Annotated in this window: 3 protein-coding genes; all 3 read left to right on the top strand. The window is 76.1% G+C overall.

Annotation, left to right across the window (positions count from 1 at the left end; all coding sequences use genetic code 11):
• Positions 1-410 precede the first annotated feature (410 nt).
• Positions 411-1,601 (top strand): cytochrome P450, encoded by a 1,191-nt coding sequence (locus ACZ60X_RS17255; protein WP_469599238.1) that lies wholly within the window; start codon positions 411-413, stop codon positions 1,599-1,601.
• A 94-nt stretch (positions 1,602-1,695) separates the two neighbouring features.
• Positions 1,696-3,048: a serine hydrolase domain-containing protein gene (locus tag ACZ60X_RS17250; protein ID WP_469598993.1), complete on the top strand. Its 1,353-nt coding sequence runs from the start codon at positions 1,696-1,698 to the stop codon at positions 3,046-3,048.
• A 198-nt stretch (positions 3,049-3,246) separates the two neighbouring features.
• Positions 3,247-22,002: a non-ribosomal peptide synthetase gene (locus tag ACZ60X_RS17245; RefSeq protein ID WP_469598991.1), complete on the top strand. Its 18,756-nt coding sequence runs from the start codon at positions 3,247-3,249 to the stop codon at positions 22,000-22,002.
• Positions 22,003-22,009 lie beyond the last annotated feature (7 nt).

Raw genomic sequence — 22,009 nt, 5'->3', positions numbered from 1 at the left:
GGTGCGGATGCCTTCGCCTCGATTCGAACGGCTGATCCACGTTGTTCAACAGGGCCGACGGTTTGCGGGCGCAGGCCGCGCAACAGGTATCGCCGAGGGGGAGAGATGTCGGACCGGTCCGCGGGAGAACCGGTAAGAGGCGTGGGCTGTGGCAGGCCCTGGGGCCGCTGTGCCTTCCACCGCACGTGTTGAGGTGTCCCCGCACCCGGCCGCCCCGGCCGGCACCGCCCGCCGGCCTACCCGACGAGCCGTCCGGCCCCCTCGTACCCGCCCGGTCGTCCCGCCGACGCTGACCCGGGTCGTGTCCGGTCCTTCGTGTTCCCCTGCCGATTCCCGGCACCGGGCGAGTCAGTGATCGCTGCTCGGCCGCGCGCCGCTCTCAAGGAGACAAGGTGACCACCAACCAACTGATGGGCGATCCACTCCTGTTGGACGTCTTACCCGAGCGCTGGCGGCGCCTGCACGAGGACGGGCCCGTGCGGCACGACGGGGACCAGGGCGCGTGGCAGGTGGTGGGCCACGAGGCGGTCGCGGCCGTGCTCGCCGATCCGGCGGCGTACTCCTCCGACCTCAGCGCCCTCACCCCCGGCCAGCCGGACTTCGACACCTTCCGGCAGGGCAACTTCGTCGGCATGGACCCACCCGAGCACCGCAAGCTCCGCACCCTCATCAGCCAGGCGTTCACACCCCGGCTCGTGCAGGCGCTCGAACCCCGCATCGAGGCCGTGTGCGCACGGCTGCTGGACGCCGTCGCGGACCGCGACCGCTTCGACCTGGCCGACATGCTCGCCTACCCGCTGCCGATCATCGTGATCGCCGAGCTGCTCGGCATCCCGGCCGGGGAACACCGCCTCTTCCAGGAGTGGGCGAGCGTCCTGTTCGGCGGCGACCAGCTCGGCGAGGCCCCCGACATGGCCGACCTGGAGCGGGCCCTGGAGGCGATCGCCCCCACGGTACGCGAGATGAACGGCTACATGCTGGAGCACATCCGCAACCGCCGCGCCCACCCCGGTGACGACCTGACCAGCGCGCTCATCGCCGCCGAGGTGGACGGGGTGCGCCTGCGGGACCAGGAGATGGTCGGCTTCGTCGCGCTGCTGCTGGTCGCCGGGCACATCACCACCACCGCGCTGCTCGGCAACGCCGTGGTCACCTTCGACCGGCACCCCGGCGTGGACGCGGCGCTGCGCGCCGACCCCGGCGCGCTGCCCGACGCCGTCGAGGAGGTCCTGCGCTGGCTGCCCCCGTTCCCCGAGCTGGGACGGCGTGTCACCCGGCCGGTCGTCCTCGGCGGCCATGAACTGCCCGCCGACACTCTGCTCACGGTGCACCTCGGCGCTGCCAACCGGGACCCGGCCCGCTTCGCGGCGCCCGACGTCCTCGATGTGACCCGTCGCCCCAATCCCCATCTGACGTTCGGTCACGGAATCCACTTCTGCTTCGGCGCACCGCTGGCGCGGCTGGAGGCGCGGATCGCGCTGCGCATGCTGCATGAACGATTCCGCACCCTGGTGGTGCCCTCCTACCGGGACATCGCCTTCCAGAATCCGGCCGTGATCATCGGCGTACGCCGACTGCCCGTCGAGGTCAGCAGAGCGTAAGCGCGGCGCACGCGCGCCCCGGCCCGCCCCCGCACCGCTCGCGGCGGCCGGCCGTCACCCGCACCTGAGACGCACGCAACGGAGTCCCCTTCTCATGCCGTACACCGTCCCCGCCGTCCCGGCCGCCGCCTGCGCTCCCTCCCCGTTACACCAGGAGTTGCAGGACCGGCTCGACGCCCTCGCCCGAATCCACCGCGTGCCCGGCGCCCAACTGGTCGTCGACACCGGCACGGACGTCCTCGCGCTGCACACCGGCACCGCGGACGCGGCCACCCAGGCGCCCTGCACCGCGGACACCGCCGTGCCGCTCGGCTCGCTCACCAAGCCCTACACGGCCGCCCTCGTGCTGCTCCTCGCCGACGACGGCGACCTCGACCTGGACGAGCCGGCCGCCGAACACCTGCCGGAACTCCGGGGCATTCCCGAGGTGACGATACGTCAACTCCTCGCCCACACCAGCGGTCTGCCCACCGGATCCGGCAGCGACACCTCCGCCGCGCCCACCCCGGCCCGCTACCTGGCGGCCGTCTGCGCCGCCGAGGACCTCCTGTTCGCGCCGGGCACCGACTTCTCCTACTCCAATGCCGGCTACGTCGCCGCCGGGCGGCTCGTGGAAGCCGTGACCGGCATGCCCTGGACGGAGGCGGTCACGGCGCTGCTCCTCCAACCCCTCGGCACCGAGCCCGCCTTCATCGGGGACCCGCGCCCCGTGCGGGCGGTCGCCGCCGGGCACGCGGTCAACACCGCCACCGGGCAGCCGCGACCCACCGTCCAGACCCTGGCGCCGGTGGAAGCGCCGGCCGGCGCGCTGCTGGCCGGCGCGGCCGACCTGGCCGTCCTGGGCGGCGCCCTCGCCGGCCGCGGCGACGTCCTGCCGCCCGCCGTCGCCAAGGAGATGCGCCGCCCCGAACCCGCGGCCCGGCCCGGTGCCCTCGCCGACGGCTGGGGGCCCGGGCTGGCCCTGTACCGGCAGGACGAGCGCGTCTGGTGCGGGCACGACGGCAACGCCCAGGGGACGTCCTGCCATCTGCGTGTCGATCCGGAAAGCGGTGCGGTCGTCGCCTTCACCGGCAACGCGGGCGGCGCCACCGCGCTGTGGCGCGACCTCGTCGACGACCTCGCCCGCCTCACCGGAGTCCGGGCGCCCGCCGCCGTCCGCCCGGCACGCCGCGGCCGTCCCGTCGCCCTGCCCGGCTGCACGGGTACCTATCGCAACGGCGCCACCGTCTACCGCGTCGCGCCCGGGCCCGACGGGTCGCCGGCCCTCTCCGTCGACGGCGACCTTCCGCTCCCGCTCGTCTGCTACGCCGACCTGACGTGCGACCTGCTCGACCCGGCCACCGGCCGGACGGATCCCGGCGGGTGGTTCCACCGGGATCCCGGCACCGGCAGGATCGACCGGATGCAGATCTCCGGGCGTACGGCACGCCGTACCGACGACGGCTGAGCGCCCGGCGCTCCCGCCCGACCACCCGGCTCCGCGCGGTCCCTTGAACGGCCGCCGCGCCCCGCACCCTCTTCCCGTACGCCCACGCCCGCAGCACCCACCGCGCCGCACGGTGGGCCCGCGGGCTGCCCGCGCCGATCGTGCCGACCGGTGCGGCGGCGTCGCATCGCCCCGCCCCGCTCCCGAAGGACTGCACCCATGACGGACCTGCACGACGAACCCGCTCCGGCGTCCTCCCTGCCGCAGGCCGACCCCGCCCACCCGACACTCGGCGACCTCTTCGCCGCGTGGGTGGAGCGCACCCCCGACGCACCGGCCCTGACCGATGGCCGGCGGACCTGGACCTACCGGGAACTGGCAGCCCGCGCCGACCGGTTGGCCCGCCGCCTCGCGGCCCGCGGAGCCGGCCCGGACAAGGTGGTCGCGCTGGTCCTGCCCCGGTCCATCGAGCTGATCGCGGCGGAGCTGGCCGTGGCCCGCGCGGGTGCCGCCTTCCTGCCCGTGGACCCCGCGTACCCCCGGGAACGGCGAGCCCTGATGCTCGCGGACAGCGCCCCCGTGGCGACCCTGGACGACCTGCGCGCGGTCCGCGCCCTCCTGGAAGAAGCGGACGCCGAGGACGCGGCCGACTCCGCCTGCCGCGGAGCCGGCGCCCGGCCGGCGGACGGCCTGGACGCCGAGGAGGTGGCCGACTCCGCCTGGCGCGGAGCCGGCGCCCGGCCGGCGGGCGATGCGGACACCGTGCCTCCGCCACCCGTCTCTGCCCCCGCCGCCCCCCGCGCCGCCGCGGACGCGCTGAGCCCCGCCGCCCCCCGCGCCGCCGCGGGCAGCGGTCCGCAGGGTTGCGGTGCCGATCTCGCGGCCTACGTGATCTACACCTCCGGGTCCACCGGCACCCCGAAGGGCGTGACCGTCACCCACCGCGGCATCGGCGGTTTCACCGCGGCGGCCGCCGAACGCTATGCCGTGGGTCCCGGCGACCGCGTCCTTCAGTTCTCCTCGCCTGGCTTCGACGCCTCCGTGCTGGAGCTGTGTGTGTCCGTCCTGGCCGGTGCCACCCTCGTCGTGCCGCCGGACGGCCCCTGGCTCGGGGAGGAACTCGCCGCCGTACTGGGCGAGTTCCGGATCTCCCATGCCCTCATTCCGCCGGCCGCCCTGGCCACCCTGCCGGACCCGGCGGAGGGCACCGCACGCCATCTGCGCACGCTCATCGTGGGCGCGGAGGCCTGTCCGGCCCCGCTCGTCGACCGCTGGGCGCCCGGCCGCCGCATGATCAACTCCTACGGCCCGACCGAAGCCACCATCGTCGCCACCTGGACCGGCCCCCTCACCGCCGGCCGCGGTACGCCCACCATCGGCAGCGCCCTGCCGCACACGCGGGTGTACGTCCTCGACACCGCGATGCGGCCCGTGCCGCCCGGCGCCGACGGCGAGTTGTTCATCGGCGGCGACGCCGTGGCCCGCGGTTACCTGGGCCGCCCCGGCCTGACCGCCGCCCGCTTCGTCCCCGATCCGTTTGGCCCGCCGGGGCAGCGCATGTACCGCACCGGGGACCGGGCACGCCGGACCGCACAAGGGGAACTGGAATTCCTCGGCCGCCTCGACCGGCAGGTGAAGATCCGCGGCTTCCGCATCGAGCCCGGGGAGATCGAGGCGGTCCTGCGCCGGGCCCCCGGCGTCGGCGAGGCCGTGGTCGTCGTACGCGAGGACGAGCCGGGCAGAGCGCGCCTCGTCGGCTACGTCACCCCCGCCCGCCCCGGACAGCGCCCGGACCCGGCCGCGCTGCGCTCGGCCCTGACGGCCGCCCTGCCCGCCCACATGGTGCCGTCCGCGGTGGTCGTGCTGGACCGGATGCCGCTCACCCCGCAGGCCAAGACCGACCTGCGGGCGCTGCCCGCGCCCGAGCGCACGCCCGCGGCAGGCCACGTACCCGCGCACGGCCCCCAGGAGCGGGCGCTCGCCGCGATCTGGGCCGACGTGCTGGGCGCCGGGCCGGTCGGCGCGACCGACGACTTCTTCGACCTGGGCGGCGACTCGATCCTCGCCGCCCGCGTCGTCGCCCGGATCCGCGAGGACCTCGGCGTCCGGCTGACGGTGCGCGACGTGTTCACCGCGCGCACCGTCACCGCGCTCGCCCCGCTGCTCGGCGAGCCGTCCGCCGCCGTCCCCGCCGAGCCGATCCCGCGGGCCGCGCGCGGGGACGTCCTGCCGCTGTCCAGCGCCCAACGGCGGCTGTGGTTCCTCGACGACCTCACCGCCGGCGGCACCGAGTACAACACCGGCGTCGCGCTGCGGCTGTCCGGGCCCCTCGACGCGGACGCCCTGCGCCGCTGCCTGCTGCGCCTCGCCGCCCGGCACGACTCCCTGCGGACGACGTTCGAGACGGTCGACGGCCGGGGCGCACAGCGCGTCGCACCCGAACCGGTACTGCCGCTGCGGACGGCCGACCTCGCGGACACCCCCGCGCCGCAGCGCGCCGAGGCCGCCGAACGGCTGCTCACCGACGAGCTGAGCCGCCCCTACGACCTGGCCCGCGGCCCGCTCACCCGGGCCCTGCTCGTCCGGCTCACCGCCGAAGAGCACCTGCTGCTCCTCGCCCAGCACCACATCGTCACCGACGGCTGGTCGGTGGGCGTCCTGACCCGGGAACTCGCCGCCCTGTACCACGCCGAGGTCACCGGCGAGCCGGACGGCCTGCCCGAACCCGCCCTCCACTACCCCGACTTCGCCGTCTGGGAGCAGCGGCAGCGGGCCAGTGGCCAGGACGCCGAGGATCTCGCCTACTGGAGGCGGCACCTGGCCGGCATCCAGCACCTGGAGCTGCCCACCGACCGGCCGCGGCCCGCCGTGCGCACCACCGCCGGCGCCGCGCACCGGCACCGGCTGCCCGCCGACCTGGTGAACCGGCTGCGGCACCTCGCCGCGGGCCGGGGCACGACGGTGTTCACCCTGTACGCCGGAGCCTGCGCGCTGCTCTTCTCGCGTTACTCCGGGCAGCGGGACGTCGCCTTCGGCACGGTCACCAACGGCCGCGGCCGCCGGGACCTGGAGGACGTGCCGGGCTTCTTCGCCAACACCGTGGTGCTGCGCGGTGAGGTGGACGAGCACGTCACCGTCGACCGGTTCGTGCAGTCCGTGCGGACGACGGTGCTGGACGCGTTCGCCCACGACGCCGTTCCGTTCGACCGGGTGGTCGAGGAACTCGCCCCGCCCCGCGACCCCAGCCGCACCCCGCTGGTGCAGGCGCTCGTGGTGCAGCAGACCGCCCCCGCTCTGCCGGCGCTCGCCGGCGGCCTGCGCCTGGCCGACCACCCGCTGCCGCGCCCGGCCGCCCGCTTCGACCTGGTGCTGGAGTTCCAGCCGGACCCGGCGGGCGGCTGCGCGCTGACCGTGGAGTACAACACGGACCTGTTCGAGGCGGCGACCGCGGCCGGCCTGGCCCGGCATCTGCACCGCCTGCTGGACGGCATGGCCGAGGGTCCGGGCCGGACCCTGGCCGAGCTGAGCATGCTGTCGCAGGCCGAACAGCGCACCCTGGTGGACGCGTGGAACCCGCCCGCGGCCCCGGCACGCGGGGAAGGGGCCGCCACACTGCCGGAACTCTTCCGGGCACAGGTGGCTCGCACTCCGCGCCGTACGGCCGTGACCTGCGGGCCGGTCCGGCTGGACTACGCGGAGGTCGACCGCCGGGCCAACCGCCTGGCCCGGCTGCTCGTGGCGCGCGGCGTGGGCCCCGAGGACCTGGTCGCGCTGTGCCTGCCGCGCTCCGCCGACCTGGTGCCCGTGCTGTGGGCGGTGCTGAAGTCGGGGGCCGGATACCTGCCCGTCGATCCCGGCTACCCGGCCGAGCGCATCCGCTTCATGCTCGACGACGCCCAACCCGCCCTCGTCGTGGCGACCGCCGAGACCGCGGCGGCGCTGCCCGAGGAGTGCACCCCGCTGGTCCTGCGCGACCGGGCGGAGCCCGCCGGCGTTCCGGGCGCCGGGCCCGGCGCCGCGGGACCGTCCGACCCCGGCCTGAGCGACGCCGAGCCGAGCGATGCCGCCCTGACCGACGCCGACCGGATCCGGCCGCTCGGCGCGGACCACCCCGCGTACGTCATCTACACCTCCGGATCCACCGGCCGCCCCAAGGGCGTCGTGATCACCCACCGCAGCGTCACCGCGCTGGCCGACTGGGCACGGGAGCGGTTCGGGGCCGACGGGCTGGCGCACGTGATCGCCTCCACCTCCCTGAACTTCGACGTGTCGGTCTTCGAGCTGCTGTGCCCGCTGCTGGCCGGAGGCGCGGTGGAGGTGGTCGCCGACCTGCCCGCGCTGGCCGACGCACCGGCCCCGCGGCGGGCGGGACTTATCAGCGGCGTGCCGTCCGTGCTCTCCCGCCTGGTCGCGGGCGGCACGTCCCCCGTCACCGCGGACACGGTCGTCCTCGCAGGCGAGGCCCTGCCCGCCCAGACGCTGCGCGACCTGCGCGCCGCCCTGCCCGCCGGCCGGATCGCCAACATCTACGGCCCCACCGAGGCCACCGTCTACGCCACCGCCTGGTACGCCGGTGACCGGCTCCCCGACCAGGCGCCGCCGATCGGCAGGCCGGTCGCCCGCACCCGCTGCTACGTCCTGGACCGCGCCCTGCGCCCCCAACCGCCCGGCGTCACCGGCGAGTTGTACCTGGGTGGCGGCGGACTGGCCCGCGGCTACCTGAACCGCCCCGGACTGACCGCCGCCCGGTTCCTCCCCGATCCGTTCGGCGCACCCGGCGCGCGCATGTACCGCACCGGAGACCTGGTGCGCTGGAGCGCCGACGGCGAACTGGAGTACGTGGGCCGGGCCGACCAGCAGGTCAAGGTGCGGGGCTTTCGCATCGAACTCGGCGAGGTCGAGGAGGCGCTGCGCCGCTGCCCGGGCATCGCCGAGGCGGCGGCCGTCGCCACCGACGGACACCGGCGCTTGGTCGGCTACGTCGTCCCGGCCGCCGGGCAGCATGTGCAGCCGGATGCGGTACGCCGGCTGCTCGGCCGTACCCTGCCCGACTACATGGTGCCCGCGACCGTCCTGGTGCTGGACGCCCTGCCGCTCAGCCCCAACGGCAAGGTGGACCGGAGCCGGCTGCCCGATCCGGGTCCCGCCCCGCGCACCGCCCACCACGTCGCGCCGCGCACCGCAACCGAGCGCACGCTCGCCACGATCTGGGCGGACGTGCTGCACCTGGAACGGGTCGGCGCGGACGACAACTTCTTCGAACTCGGCGGCGACTCGATCCTCAGCATCCAGGTGGTGGCACGGGCCCGGCAGCACGGCCTCACCGTGACCTCCGGCGACGTCTACCGGCACCAGACGGTCGCCGCCCTCGCCCGCGCCGCGGACACCGCGGGCAGTCGGCGGCAGGCCGCGCCCGCCCCGGAGGCCGCCACCGGGACGGCGCCCCTGACGCCCATCCAGCACTGGCTGTTCGCCACCGCCGCCGAACGCGCCGGGCACTTCGGCCAGGCCCTGTCGCTGGAACTCGCCGACGACACCGACCCGTCGGCCCTCGAAGCCGCCCTGGGCGACCTCGTCGCCCACCACGACGCCCTCCGCTCCCGCTTCGTGGGCGGCGCCGACCCCGCGGCGCCCGACTGGCACATCGACGCGCGGGCCCCCCGGGTCGCCCTGGCCCGGCACACCGGCCCGGAGACCGACACCCCGCACTTCGGCCCCTTCGACCTGGCCCGCGACCCGCTGCTGCGGGCCGTGCTGCACGACCGCGGCCCCGGCCGGCCCCCCGTGCTGCACCTGGCCGTGCACCACCTGGTGGTCGACGGGGTGTCCTGGCGGCTGCTGCTGGAGGACCTCGACCGCGCCTACCGGGCCCACCGGGACGGCGCCGACACCGCCACGGCGCTGCCCGCCAAGTCCTCACCGCTGCGCCAGTGGGCCCGACGGCTGCACGCCCACACCGCCGAGGGCGGCTTCGACGACGAGCGGGCGTACTGGGCGCGGGCGGTGCCGGACGCCGAGCCCACCCTGCCCACCGATCTCGGCGGCGCCAACACCTACGCCTCGGCGCGCGCGGTGACGGTGCGCCTGAGCCCCGAGGACACCTCCCTGCTGCTGCGCACCCTGCCCGAGACCCACCGCACCCAGGCCAACGACGTGCTGCTCGCCGCCCTCGGCAGGACGCTGTGCGGCTGGAGCGGACGGGACCGGGTGGTCGTGGACGTCGAGGGGCACGGCCGCGAGGAACTCTTCCCCGACCTGGACACCAGCCGCACCCTGGGCTGGTTCACCACCCGCTACCCCGTCGCCCTCGCCGTCCCCGCGGACGCCGGCTGGGACGCCGTGCTGAAGCAGGTCAAGGAGCAGCTGCGGACCGTACCCCGGCACGGGATCGGCCACGACGCCCTGCGGTACCTGGGCGGCCCCGGGCGGGCACCGCGCACCGCGGCCGCCCAGGTCAGCTTCAACTACCTGGGCCGCATGGCGCCGCCGGACGCGGCCGGCGGCCTGTACCGGGGCACCTTCCGGCCACTGGAGCTGGACGCCGACCCGGACGCCGTACGCCCGCACGCCCTGGAGGTGGTGGGCCGGCTCGACGGGGACGCGCTGGAGTTCACCTGGTTCTACTCCGACCGGCTGCACCACGAGGCCACCGTCGCCGGCCTCGCGGCACGCTTCGCCGGCGCCCTGGCCGCACTCGCCCGGTACGCCGCCCGGCCGGGCTCCGCCGCCCGCACCCCGTCCGACTTCCCGCTGGCACGGCTCGACCAGGCGGCCGTGGACAGCCTCGCGGGGCAGGACCCGGGCGCCGTCGAGGACGTCCTGCCGCTGACCCCGACCCAGGCCGGCATGCTGTTCCACGGCCTGTCCGCGGACGACCGGGGCGTCTACCTCCAGCAGCTCACCTTCGTGCTGGACGGCGTGCCCGACCCCGCGGCGCTCGCCGCCGCCTGGCAGCGGGTCACCGACCGCACCGAGGTGCTGCGCGCCCGGGCCGTCTGGCAGGACGTGCCCGAACCGCTGCTGGTGGTGCAGCGCACGGCGACCGTGCCGGTCACCCACCTCGACTGGCGGGAGCTGACCGGCGACGAGCGCCGCGACCGGCTGCGGGAGGTGCTCGCGCGCGACCGCGCCACCGGCCTCGACCTCACCGCGGCCCCGCTCCAGCGGCTGCTGTTCGCCCGGCTCTCCGACTCCGCGGTGCGCGTGGTGTGGTCCTTCCACCATCTGCTGCTGGACGGCTGGAGTCTGTTCCAGGTCCTGTCGGACGTGTTCGCCTGCCACGCGGCGGGCCCCGGCGCACTCCTGCCCGACCGCCGCCCGTTCCGGGACTACGTCGCCTGGCTGCGCGAACGCGACCAGGCCGCGGCCGAACGGCACTGGCGGCAGCGGCTGTCCGCACTGACCGAGCCCACACCCCTGCCGTACGACCGCGAGCCGCGCGAGTCACACCGCGCCGAGTCCACCGCGGCGGTGCGCGCCACGCTGCCCGCCGCCACGACCCGGGCCCTGGAGGACCTCGCCCGCACCTCGGGCCTGACCCTGAACACCCTCGTCCAGGGAGCCTGGGCGCTGCTGCTGGGCCGCCAGGCGGGCCGAAAGGACGTGGTCTTCGGCACCACGGTGTCCGGGCGCCCGCCCGAGCTGCCCGGCGCGGAGGCGATGACCGGCCTGTTCATCACTACCCTGCCCACCCGGGTCGCGCTCCCGGCCGGCGGCACCCTCCTGGACTGGCTGCGCCGGCTCCAGCGGGACCAGAGCGAGGATCGGCGCTTCGACCACACGCCGCTCACCCGGCTGCGCACCTTCACCGAACTCCCGGAGCGGGCCGCCCTCTTCGACAGCATCGTCGTCTTCGAGAACTACCCGGTCGACGGCGACCTCGCCGCCGCCCACGGGCTGCGCCTGAGCGAGCTGGACGCTGTCGAGACCACCAACTACCCGCTGAGCCTCGTCGCCTACCCGGGCACCGAACTGACCCTGCGCCTCGGGTACGACCCCGAGCTGTTCGACGCCGCGACCGCGCACCGCATGACCGAGTACCTCACCGTCCTGCTGGACGGCATGGCGGGCGGCGCCCACCTCCCGCCCGCCCGCCTCAGCCTGCTGACCCCCGCCCGGCGCGAGCAGGTGCTGCGCGCATGGAACGACACGGCCACCGCGCTTCCCGAGGCAACGGTGGCCGGCCTCTTCGCCGCGCAGGTGCGGCGCACCCCCGACGCCATCGCTGTCCAGGCCGGTGCCGAGCACGTCACCTACCGCGAACTCGACCACAGGGCCGCGCGGTTCGCGGCCCGGCTGGCCGGGGCCGGGGTCGGCCCGGAGCGTGCCGTGGCCGTGCTGATGGACCGCTCGGTGGAGCTGGTCGTCGTCCAGCTGGCGCTCGTCCGTACAGGCGGGGTGTACGTGCCGCTGGACGGCAGGGCCCCGCACGAGCGGCTGCGCCGCACCCTGGCCGGGTCCGGAGCCGGTCTGCTGGTCACGGACGCCGCGTGGGAGGAGACCGCGCGGCAGGTGATCCCGGCCGGCGGCGCCCTGCTGCGTGCCGACGACCCGCGCACCGCACCGGCGCCGGCCGGGACCCGCCCCCCGCACCCGGACCAGGTGCAGTACCTGATGTTCACCTCCGGCTCCACGGGCGCTCCCAAGGGGGTGGCGGTGCGGCAGCGGGACGTCGCCTCCCTCGCCATGGACCGCGCGTTCGCCGGACACGACCGGGTCCTCGTGCACTCCCCGCACGCCTTCGACGCCGCCACGTACGAGGTGTGGGTGCCGCTGCTGCGCGGCGGCACGGCTGTCCTGGCCCCGCCCGGCGAGCTGGACGCGGCCCTCGTCCGGCACGCCGTCGCCGAACAGGGCGTGACCTGCCTGTGGCTGACCGCGGGGCTGTTCCGCCTGCTCGCCCAGGAGGATCCCGGCTGTCTGCGCGGCGCCCGGGAGGTGTGGACCGGCGGCGAGGCCGTGCCGGGCGCGGTCGTGCGCCGGGTCCTGGACGCCTGCCCCGCCCTGACCGTCGTCGACGGCTACGGCCCCACCGAGACCACGACCTTCGCCACCCGGCGGGTCTTCCGCGCCGGCGACCCGCTGCCCGCCGTGCTGCCGATCGGACGCCCGCTGGACAACACCCGCGTCTACGTCCTGGACGACGCGCTGCAACCCCAGCCGCCGGGTGTGCCGGGGGAGTTGTACATCGCCGGTGCGGGACTCGCGCGGGGGTACGCGGGCCGGCCCGGCAGCACCGCCGTCCGCTATGTCGCGGACCCGTTCGGCCCGCCCGGTGAGCGGATGTACCGCACCGGGGACCTCGTGCGGTGGAGCGACGACGGCGAACTGCATTTCGTGGGCCGCGCCGACGACCAGGTCAAGATCCGCGGCTTCCGCGTCGAACCCGCCGAGATCGAGGCCCGGCTCACCGCGCACCCGGCCGTCGCCGAGGCGGTCGTCTCCCTCCTGCACGACGGCGGGCGCGGGCGACTGGCCGCCCACCTCGTGCCGTCCGCCGGCACCGATGTGCCGCCCGCCGCCGACCTGCGCGCCCATCTCGCCGCCGACCTGCCCGACTACATGCTGCCCGCCGCCTTCGTCACGGTGCCGGAGCTGCCGCTGACCGCCAACGGAAAGGTCGACCGGCGACGGCTGCCCGCCCCCGACTGGTCGGCGGGCGCGGACCGCGCCTTCCGGGCGCCGCGCACCGAGGCCGAGCGCGTCCTCACCGGCATCTGGGCCGACCTGCTCGGCGTGCAGCGGATCGGCGTGGACGACAACTTCTTCATGCTGGGCGGCGATTCGATCCTGTCCATCCAGGTCGTCTCGCGGGCCCGGACCGCCGGTCTCGCCCTGACCCCCCGCGACCTGTTCCGGCACCCCACCGTGGCCGCGCTGGCCCGGGCCGCCGGCGTCACCGCGTCCGTCGCCGGCACCGCACCGGTCAGCGGCGAGGCGCCGCTCACCCCGATCCAGCACTGGTTCCTCGACCCGCGCCCGCCGCACGCCGGGTTCTTCGACCAGTGCGTCCTCATCGAGACCCCGGACACCGTCGACCCCGACGCCCTGCGCCGCGCCCTCGCCGCTCTGTGGGCCCACCACGACGCCCTGCGCGCCCGGTTCGTCCTCGACGGCGACGGCGACGGCGGCGGCACCTGGCACCAGTACGTCACCGGCGCGGACGCCGCCGCACCCGAACTGCTCCAGGTCTGCGACCCGGGGACGGAGGCCCGCGTCACGGCGGAGGCGCACGCCGGGTTCCGGCTGGACGCGGGCCCGCTGCTCACCGCCCGGCTGTTCACCGCGGGCTCCGGACCCGCCCGGCTGCTGCTGGTGGTGCACCACCTGGTGGTCGACGGGGTGTCCTGGCGCATCCTGCTGGAGGACCTGGAGACCGCCTACCGGCAGGCCGCGGCGGGCGAGCCGGTACGGCTGCCCGCCCGCACGACCTCCGTGCGGGAATGGGCCCGCAGGCTGCGCGAGCGCGCCGCCGGCGGCGGCCTCGCGGACCAGCGGGACCACTGGGCGCGCACCGCCCGTGCCTGCGCCGAGCCGCTCCCCGCCGACGGCGACGGCCCCGGCACGGCGGCCGACGTCCGCGAGGTGACCGTCCGCCTGGACCGACAGAGCACCGCCGACCTGCTGCGCAAGGTGCCCGGCGTCTACCGCACCCGCGTCGACGACGTGCTGCTGACCGCGCTCGGCCGGGTGCTCGCCGACTGGACCGGACGCGACACCGTCGCCGTGGACCTGGAGGGCCACGGCCGCGAGGACCAGCTCTTCGAGGACGTCGACCTGTCCCGCACGGTCGGCTGGTTCACCTCGCTCTTCCCGGTCGCCCTCCGCGTCCCGGACGGCGACTGGGGAACCGTGCTGAAGTCCGTGAAGGAACAGCTCCGTGCCGTGCCCGACAAGGGGCTCGGCTACGGCGTCCTGCGCCACCTCGCCCGCGACGAGGCCCTCACCGGCACACCGATGCCCGGCATCAGCTTCAACTACCTGGGCCGCTTCGACTGGTCGGGCGGCGGCGCCCTCGTCGGCGCGGTCCCCGGCGGCCTCGGCGGCGCGGAGGCGCCCGGCACCCGGCGCCCGCACCTGCTGGACGTGGTGGCCCGCGTCGAGGACGACCGGCTGGAGATCAGCTGGTACCACGACCCCGGCCGGCACAGCGCCCGCAGCGTCACCCGGCTCGCCGAGGGCATGCTGGCGGCGCTCGGGGACATCGTCGCCCACTGCGCCCGGCCCGAGGCCGGCGGCCGCACGCCCTCCGACTTCCCGCTGGCCCGTCTGGACCAGGCGGCCGTGGACCGGATCGTCGGGCAGGACGGACCCGACGTCGAGGACGTCCACCCGCTGACGCCGATGCAGGCCGGCATGCTCTTCCACAGCCTGCTCGACCCCGAGGGCCGCACCTACGTCAACCAGGTGCAGCTGGTGCTGTCCGGCGTCACCGACCCGCACGCCCTCGCCGCTGCCTGGCAGCACACCGCCGACGCCAACCCGGTCCTGCGCACCCGCCTGGAGTGGCAGGACACCGCCGAGCCCGTCCAGGTCGTACGGCACCGCGCCACCGTGCCCGTCACCCACCTCGACTGGTCCGCCCGGCCTGCCGACGACGCCGAACGCGCCCTGGAGGACCTGCTCGCCGCGGACCGGGCGTCCGGCATCGACCTCGCGGCGGCCCCCCTGATGCGGCTGACCCTGATCCGGCTCTCGCCCGACCGGGTACGGCTGGTGTGGACCTTCCACCACGTCCTGCTCGACGGATGGAGCGCGGCCCAGGTCTTCGACGAGGTGTGCGAGCGGTACGCCGCCCTGACCACCGGACGCCGTCCGCACCTGCCCGAACGGCCGCCCTTCGCCGACTACGTGCGCTGGCTGGCCGGGCAGGACACCGGCCGGGCCGAACGGTACTGGCGCGAGCTGCTCGCCGGGTTCCACGCCCCCACCGAACTGCCCCGGGACCGGCGGCCCGCCGCGGCCCACGGCAGTTCCTCGTCCGAGTCGGTGCGCGTCACCCTGGACGCCGGTGTCTCGGCGCGGCTGCGCGAGACGGCCCAGCGGGCGGGCCTGACGCTCAACACCGTGCTGCAAGGGGCCTGGGCGCTGCTGCTGTCCCGCTACGGCGGCACGCAGGACGTGGTGTTCGGCACGACCGTCTCCGGACGGCCCGCCGAACTGCCCGGCGTCACCTCGATGGTCGGCCTGTTCATCAACACCCTGCCCACCCGGGTCCGCGTCGAGGGGCGGCGCCCGCTGCTGGACTGGCTGCGCGCGTTGCAGGCCGCCCAGTCGGAGGCCCGTCGCCACGACTTCGTCCCGCTCGCCCAGGTGCAGTCGTGGAGCGAAGTTCCGGGCGGGACCAGCCTGTTCGACTCCCTCGTGGTCTTCGAGAACTACCCGTTCGACGAAGGGGCGCTGGCCCGCCACGGCCTGGCCATGGAACAGGAACGGGATCTGGAGCCCACCAACTACCCGCTCAGCGTGGTCGTCGCGCCCGGTGACACACTGGCCGTCAACCTCGACTACGACCCCGCCGCGTTCGACACCGCGACCGTCGCCGGAATCGGCGAGAGCCTGCGCACGCTGCTGACCCAGATGGCCGCCGATCCCGGCCGCCGCCTGGCCGACCTGGCCCTCTTGGACCCCGGCGCCGGCCGTGACCTCGTCGGCCGGTTCGGCGGGCCCCGCACGCGACGGCCGCACGGCACCCTGCCCGAGGCGTTCCGGCGGCAGGCCGCCCGCACCCCCGGCGCCGTGGCCGTCCGGCACGGCGAGGACCGCCTCACCTACCGGGAGCTGGACGAGCGCTCCAACCGGCTGGCCCGCCTGCTCATCGGCGCCGGGGCCGGCCCCGAGCGCTTCGTCGCCCTGTGCCTGCCCCGCACCGCCGACCTGGTGGTGGCCCTCCTGGCCGTCCTCAAGAGCGGCGCCGCCTATCTGCCGGTCGACCCGCAGTACCCGGCCGAGCGGATCGCGTTCCTCTTCGAGGACGTACGCCCCGACGCCGTGATCACCTGCGCGCAGACCGCCGGCCGGCTGCCCGAGGGGCCGTACCCCCGGATCCTCCCGGACGACCCCGGGCTGTCCGCCGCCTCGCCGGACCCGATCGGCGACGACGAACGGCACGGCACGCTGCTGCCCGACCACCCGGCCTACGTCATCCACACCTCGGGCTCCACCGGCCGCCCCAAGGGCGTGGTGGTCAGCCACGCCTCCGTGCTGGCCCTGACCGACTGGGCCGCGGCCGAGTTCACCGGCCGGGGACTGGAGCACGTCGTCGCCTCCACCTCGCTGAACTTCGACGTGTCGGTGTTCGAGATCTTCGCACCGCTGCTCGCCGGCGGCTGCGTGGAGGTGGTCCGCGACCTGCTGGCCCTGGCCGAACGCACCGAACCCTGGCGTGCCGGACTGCTCAGCGCGGTGCCGTCGGCGCTGGGCAGGCTGCTCGCCGAGGACACCGTGCACGTCACCGCGGACACCGTGGTGCTCGCGGGCGAGGGCCTGCCCGCCCGCACCGTGCGCCAGGTGCGCGCGGCCGTCCCCGGCTGCCGGGTGCACAACATCTACGGCCCCACCGAGGCCACCGTCTACGCCACCGCCTTCACCTGCGACCCGGCCGACCCCGACCGCGACCCGCCGATCGGCCGGCCGCTGGGCGGCGCCCGCGCCTACGTCCTGGACGACCGGATGCGCCCGGTGCCCATCGGCGCACCCGGCGAACTGTTCCTCGCCGGGACCGGCGTGGCCCGCGGCTATCTGCGCCGCCCCGGCCTGACCGCGTCCCGCTTCCTGCCCGACCCCTTCGGCCCGCCCGGTGAGCGCATGTACCGCACCGGCGACCTGGTCCGCTGGACGGCCGACGGCGACCTCGTCTACCTCGGCCGCGGCGACGACCAGGTGAAGGTGCGCGGCTTCCGCATCGAACTGGGCGAGGTGGAGGCCGCGTTGGCCCGCCACCCCGCCGTGGCGGCCGCGGCGGCCCGGGTGGTCGAGGCGGACGGCCACCGCCGGCTCGTCGGCTACGCGGTGCCCCGCGGCACCGGGCTCTCCGACCCGGCCGACCTGCGTGCCTTCCTCGCCCGCAGCCTCCCGGACCACCTGGTGCCCGCCGCCGTCGTACCGCTGGAGCGGCTGCCGCTCGGGGCCACCGGCAAGCTGGACCGGCGGGCGCTGCCCGCACCGCGGTGGGCGGCCCCGGCCGGGAGCCGGCCGCCGCGCACCGAGGCGGAGCGGACCCTCGCCGCGATCTGGTCCGAGGTGCTCGGCGTGCCCCTGCCGGGCGCGGACGACAACTACTTCGCGCTCGGCGGCGACTCCGTCCTGGGCATCCAGATCGTCTCCGCCGCCCGCCGGGCGGGCCTCACCCTCACCCCCCGGCACCTGTTCACCCACCAGACCGTCGCGGAACTCGCCCGCGCCGCCGAGGAGTCGTCCGCCCCCGCCGCAGCCGACGCCGAGCAGGGCCCGGTGACCGGCACCGCCCCGCTGACGCCCGTACAGCACTGGCTGCTCGACACCGTCCCCGGCGATCCGGCCCACTTCGCCCAGGCGGTCTCCTACGAGGTGGCGCAGGACACGGACGCGTCGCTGCTGCGGGACGCCCTGGCCGTCGTACTGGAGCACCACGACGCGCTGCGGCTGCGGTTCGAACGGGCCGCGGACGGGACGTGGCGGCAGCACGGCACCGCGCCCGGCGGGGCACCGCACCTCGAGGTGCACCACGGCGCCGCCTCGCCCGAGATCGCCGACGCCCTGACGGCAGGATTCGACCTGGCCGCCGGGCCGCTGCTGCGGGCCGCGCTGTGCCGGCCGGCGGACGGCGGCCGGCCCGTGCTGCTGCTGGCCGCGCACCACCTGGTCGTGGACGCGGTGTCCTGGCGGCTGATCCTGGCGGACCTGGACACCGCCTACCGCGCCCTGCGCGCCGGCGAGCGGCCCGCCCCGGGCGCCAAGAGCACGTCGTTCCGGGCCTGGGCCGAGCGGCTCGCCGCGCACACCGCCGCCGGCGGCTTCGACGCCGAACTCACCCACTGGCGCGGCCTCGACACCGGCACCGCGCTGCCCGTCGACCACCCGGGCGGCAGCAACCGCGCCGCCGACGAGGAGACCGTGACCGTGTGCCTGGGCGCCGACGACACCCGGCGGCTGCTGCGCGACGTCCCCGACGCCTACCGCACCCGGATCAACGACGCGCTGCTGTACGGCCTCGGCCGGGTGCTGGCCCGCTGGACCGGTCGGGACCGGGCGGCCCTCACCCTGGAGGGCCACGGCCGCGAGGAACTGTTCGCGGATGTCGACCTCGCCCGGACAGTCGGCTGGTTCACCACCCTGTACCCGGTCGTCCTGGACATCGCCCCCGACGCGGACCCCGGCACGGCGCTGAAGGCCGTCAAGGAGAACCTGCGGGCCGTACCGCACGGCGGGCTCGGCTACGGCGCCCTGCGCCACCTGCGCCCCACGCCCTGCCCGGATCTGCCCGACCTGCCGCGGATCTGCTTCAACTACCTCGGCCAGGAGGACCGGCACACCGGCTCCGCAAACGGGCTGCTGCACGCCGCGCACCACGGCCTGACCGGCGGCACCGACGCCTCGGCGGACCGGCCCCACCTCCTGGACGTGCTGGCCCGGGTAACCGGCGGCGAGCTGCGGTTCACCTGGTCGTACTCCCGGGCGGTGCACCGGCGCGAGACCGTCGCCCGGCTGGCGGACGAACTGGTCGGCGAACTGCGCGCGCTGGTACGGCACTGCGCCGAGCCCGGCGCCGGCGGCCGCACCCCCTCCGACTTCCCGCTGGCCCCGCTGGACCAGGCGGCCGTCGACCGGCTCGTCGGCACCGGCGCGCACGTCGAGGACGTGTACCCGCTCACGCCCACCCAGACCGGCATGGTCGTGCACGGCATGGACGACGCCGAACACGGCCTGTACGTCGAGCAGATCACCTGCGTGGTGGACGGCGCCCGCGATCCGGCGCTGCTGGCCGACGCCTGGCGGCACGTCGTGGCCCGCACCCCCGTACTGCGCACCCGTGTCGCCCTCCGCGACGCGCCCGTGCCCCTCCAGGTCGTCCACCGGGACGCCACCGTACCGGTCACCGCGCACGACTGGACCGCGCTGCCGGCCGAGCGCCGCGCGACGGAACTGGAGCGGCTGCTGGCCGACGAGCGGGCCCGCGGCATCGACCTCGGCCGCCCCCCGCTGCTGCGGCTCGCCCTGGTCCGGCTCGGCCCGGACGCGGTGCGCATGGTGTGGACCTTCCACCACGTCCTGCTGGACGGCTGGAGCGTCTTCCACGTCCTGTCCGACGTCCTGGCCGCGCACGCCGCCCTGACCCGCGGCGAGATGCCCCGGCTGCCCGAGCGCAGGCCGTTCGCGCACTACGTCGCCTGGCTCGCCGCCCGCGACACCGGCCGCGCCGAGGAGCACTGGCGGCAGGCCCTGGCCGGCCTGTCCGCCCCGACGCCGCTGCCCTACGACCGCCGGCCCGCCCCCGGCACGACGGCCCGCTCCGGCACCTGGCGCTCGCAACGGCTCGGCCCCGACGCCACACACCGGCTCCAGGAGTTCGCGCGCCGCCACCGCCTCACCCTCAACACGCTGGTGCAGGGCGCCTGGGCGCTGCTGCTGGCGCGCTGGAGCGGGGAGCACGAGGTGTGCTTCGGCACCACCGTCTCCGGGCGCCCCGCCGATCTGCCCGGCGCCGACACCATCACCGGCCTGTTCATCACCACGCTGCCGGCCCGCGTCACCGTCGACGGCACCGACCGCTGCGCGCCCTGGCTGCGGACGCTGCAAGAGGCCCGCGCCGAGGACCGCCGCTTCGACCACGTGCCGCTGAGCGCGCTGCACACCCTGAGCCGACTGCCCGCCGGAACACCGCTGTTCGACAGCCTCGTGGTGTTCGAGAACTACCCCGTCGGCGACGCCACCGCCGGGGCGCACGGACTCACGCTGCGCGACCTGGACGCCCGCGAGGCCACCAACTACCCCCTCACCGTGGTCGTCTCACCCGGCGTCGACCTCGCCGTCGAACTCGGCTACGACAAGCGGTACTTCGACGAGGCCACCGCCGGATCCCTCGCCGGGCAGCTGCTGCACACCCTGCGTGCCCTGGCCGGCTGCGACGGCGCTGCCCGCCTGGACGACATCGACGTACTGCCCCCCGAACAGCGGGCCCGGCTGCTGCGCGGTCCCGCCCGCCCGGCGCTCGGCCCGGTCCCCGAGGCCGCGCTGCCCACGCTGGTCGAGGCCGCCGTCGACCGCTGGCCGGCCGCGCCGGCGCTGGAGGAGTCCGACCGGCTGCTGACCTTCGGCGAGGCCGAGAGCGCGGCCAACCGCCTCGCCCACCGGCTCATCGCCCGGGGCGCCGGACCCGGCGGCCTCGTCGCGCTGCTCCTGCCGCGCTCGGCCGACATGGTGCTGGCGCAGCTCGCGGTCGCCAAGTCGGGCGCCGCGTTCCTGCCCGTGGACCCCGCCTACCCGGAGGAACGCATCGCGCTGATGCTGCGCGACGCGGCCCCCGCCCTCACCCTCGACGCCAAGGAGGTCGCCGCCCTGCTCGCCGCGCCCCCCGACGAGGCGCCCGGCCACCGGCCCACCGACACCGACCGCGTCCGGCCGCTCGACCTGGACGACCCGGCGTACGTCATCTACACCTCGGGCTCCACCGGCACCCCCAAGGGCGTCGTCGTCACCCACCGCGGGCTCGCCGCCTTCGCCGCGGCCGAGGCCGCCCACTACCACGTGGCGCCCGGCGACCGGGTGCTGGCCTTCGCGACGCCCAGCTTCGACGCCTCCGTGCTGGAGCTGTGCATGTCCCTGCCGCACGGCGCCCGACTGGTCGTGCCCCCGCCCGGTCCGCTGCTCGGCGCCCAGCTCGCCGAGGTGCTGCGCGCCGGGCACGTCACCCACACCCTGCTGCCGCCGGCCGCGCTCGCCACCGTGCCGCAGGACACGCCCGGCACCCTGCCGGACCTGAAGACGCTGATCGTCGGCGCCGACGCGTGCGGCGCCGACCTGGTCGCCCGCTGGGCCCCCCACCACCGGATGGTCAACTCCTACGGGCCCACCGAGGCCACCGTCGTCGCCACCTGGTCCGCACCCCTGGCCCCGGACGGCGCCGCGCCGCCCATCGGACGCCCGCTGCCCGACACCGGCGGCTACGTCCTCGACGCCCGGCTGCGCCCGGTCCCCGACGGCGTCGTGGGCGAACTCTGGCTGAGCGGACCGGCGTTGGCCCGCGGCTACCTCGGCCGCCCGGGGCTGACCGCGGCCCGCTTCGTCGCCGACCCGTTCGGGCCGCCCGGCACCCGCATGTACCGCACCGGCGACCTGGTCCGCCGCGACGGACACGGCGAACTGCACTACCTCGGGCGTGCCGACCACCAGCTCAAACTGCGCGGCCACCGCATCGAGGCGGGCGAGGTGGAGGCGACCCTGGTGCGCCACCCGGCCGTGCTGGACGCCGTGGTGACCGTACGGGAGGACGAACCGGGCACACCGCGCCTGGTCGCCCACCTGCTCACCGCACCCGGCGCCGAACCGCCCGCCGCCGCGGAACTGCGGGCCCTGGCCGCCCGTTCGCTGCCCGGTCACATGGTCCCCTCGGCGTTCGTGCCCCTGGAGCGCTTCCCGCTCACCGAGAACGGCAAGACCGACCGCACCGCCCTGCCCGCCCCGGCACCCGACCAGGTGCGGGAACGCCCCGGGCGGGTGGCACCCCGCACGCCGACCGAGGAGGCCCTGGCGGTCATCTGGGAGGAGATCCTCCAGATTCCCGTGGGCGTCGAGGACGACTACTTCCTGCTGGGCGGCGACTCCATGCGCGCCCTGCTCATCGCCTCCCGGGCGGGCGACGCGTTCGGGGTGGCGCTCACCCCGCGCGACGTCCTGGTCTCCGGCTCCGTCGCGACCCTGGCGGAGCTGGTGGAGGAGCAGGTGCTGAGCGAACTCGAAGACGCCGCGTACGGCGGCCACGACCACGACGAACGGTGAGGACCCG

The sequence above is a fragment of the Streptomyces sp. NPDC104106 genome (assembly GCF_055584345.1).
Note: the sequence above shows the minus strand (reverse complement) of the source record. Positions and strands in the feature narration are given on the sequence as shown.

Bases quoted from the DNA above. Each gene is read 5' to 3' on its own strand.
- ACZ60X_RS17255 (WP_469599238.1), top strand. From the start codon at position 411: ATGGGCGATCCACTCCTGTTGGACGTCTTACCCGAGCGCTGGCGGCGC.
- ACZ60X_RS17250 (WP_469598993.1), top strand. From the start codon at position 1,696: ATGCCGTACACCGTCCCCGCCGTCCCGGCCGCCGCCTGCGCTCCCTCC.
- ACZ60X_RS17245 (WP_469598991.1), top strand. From the start codon at position 3,247: ATGACGGACCTGCACGACGAACCCGCTCCGGCGTCCTCCCTGCCGCAG.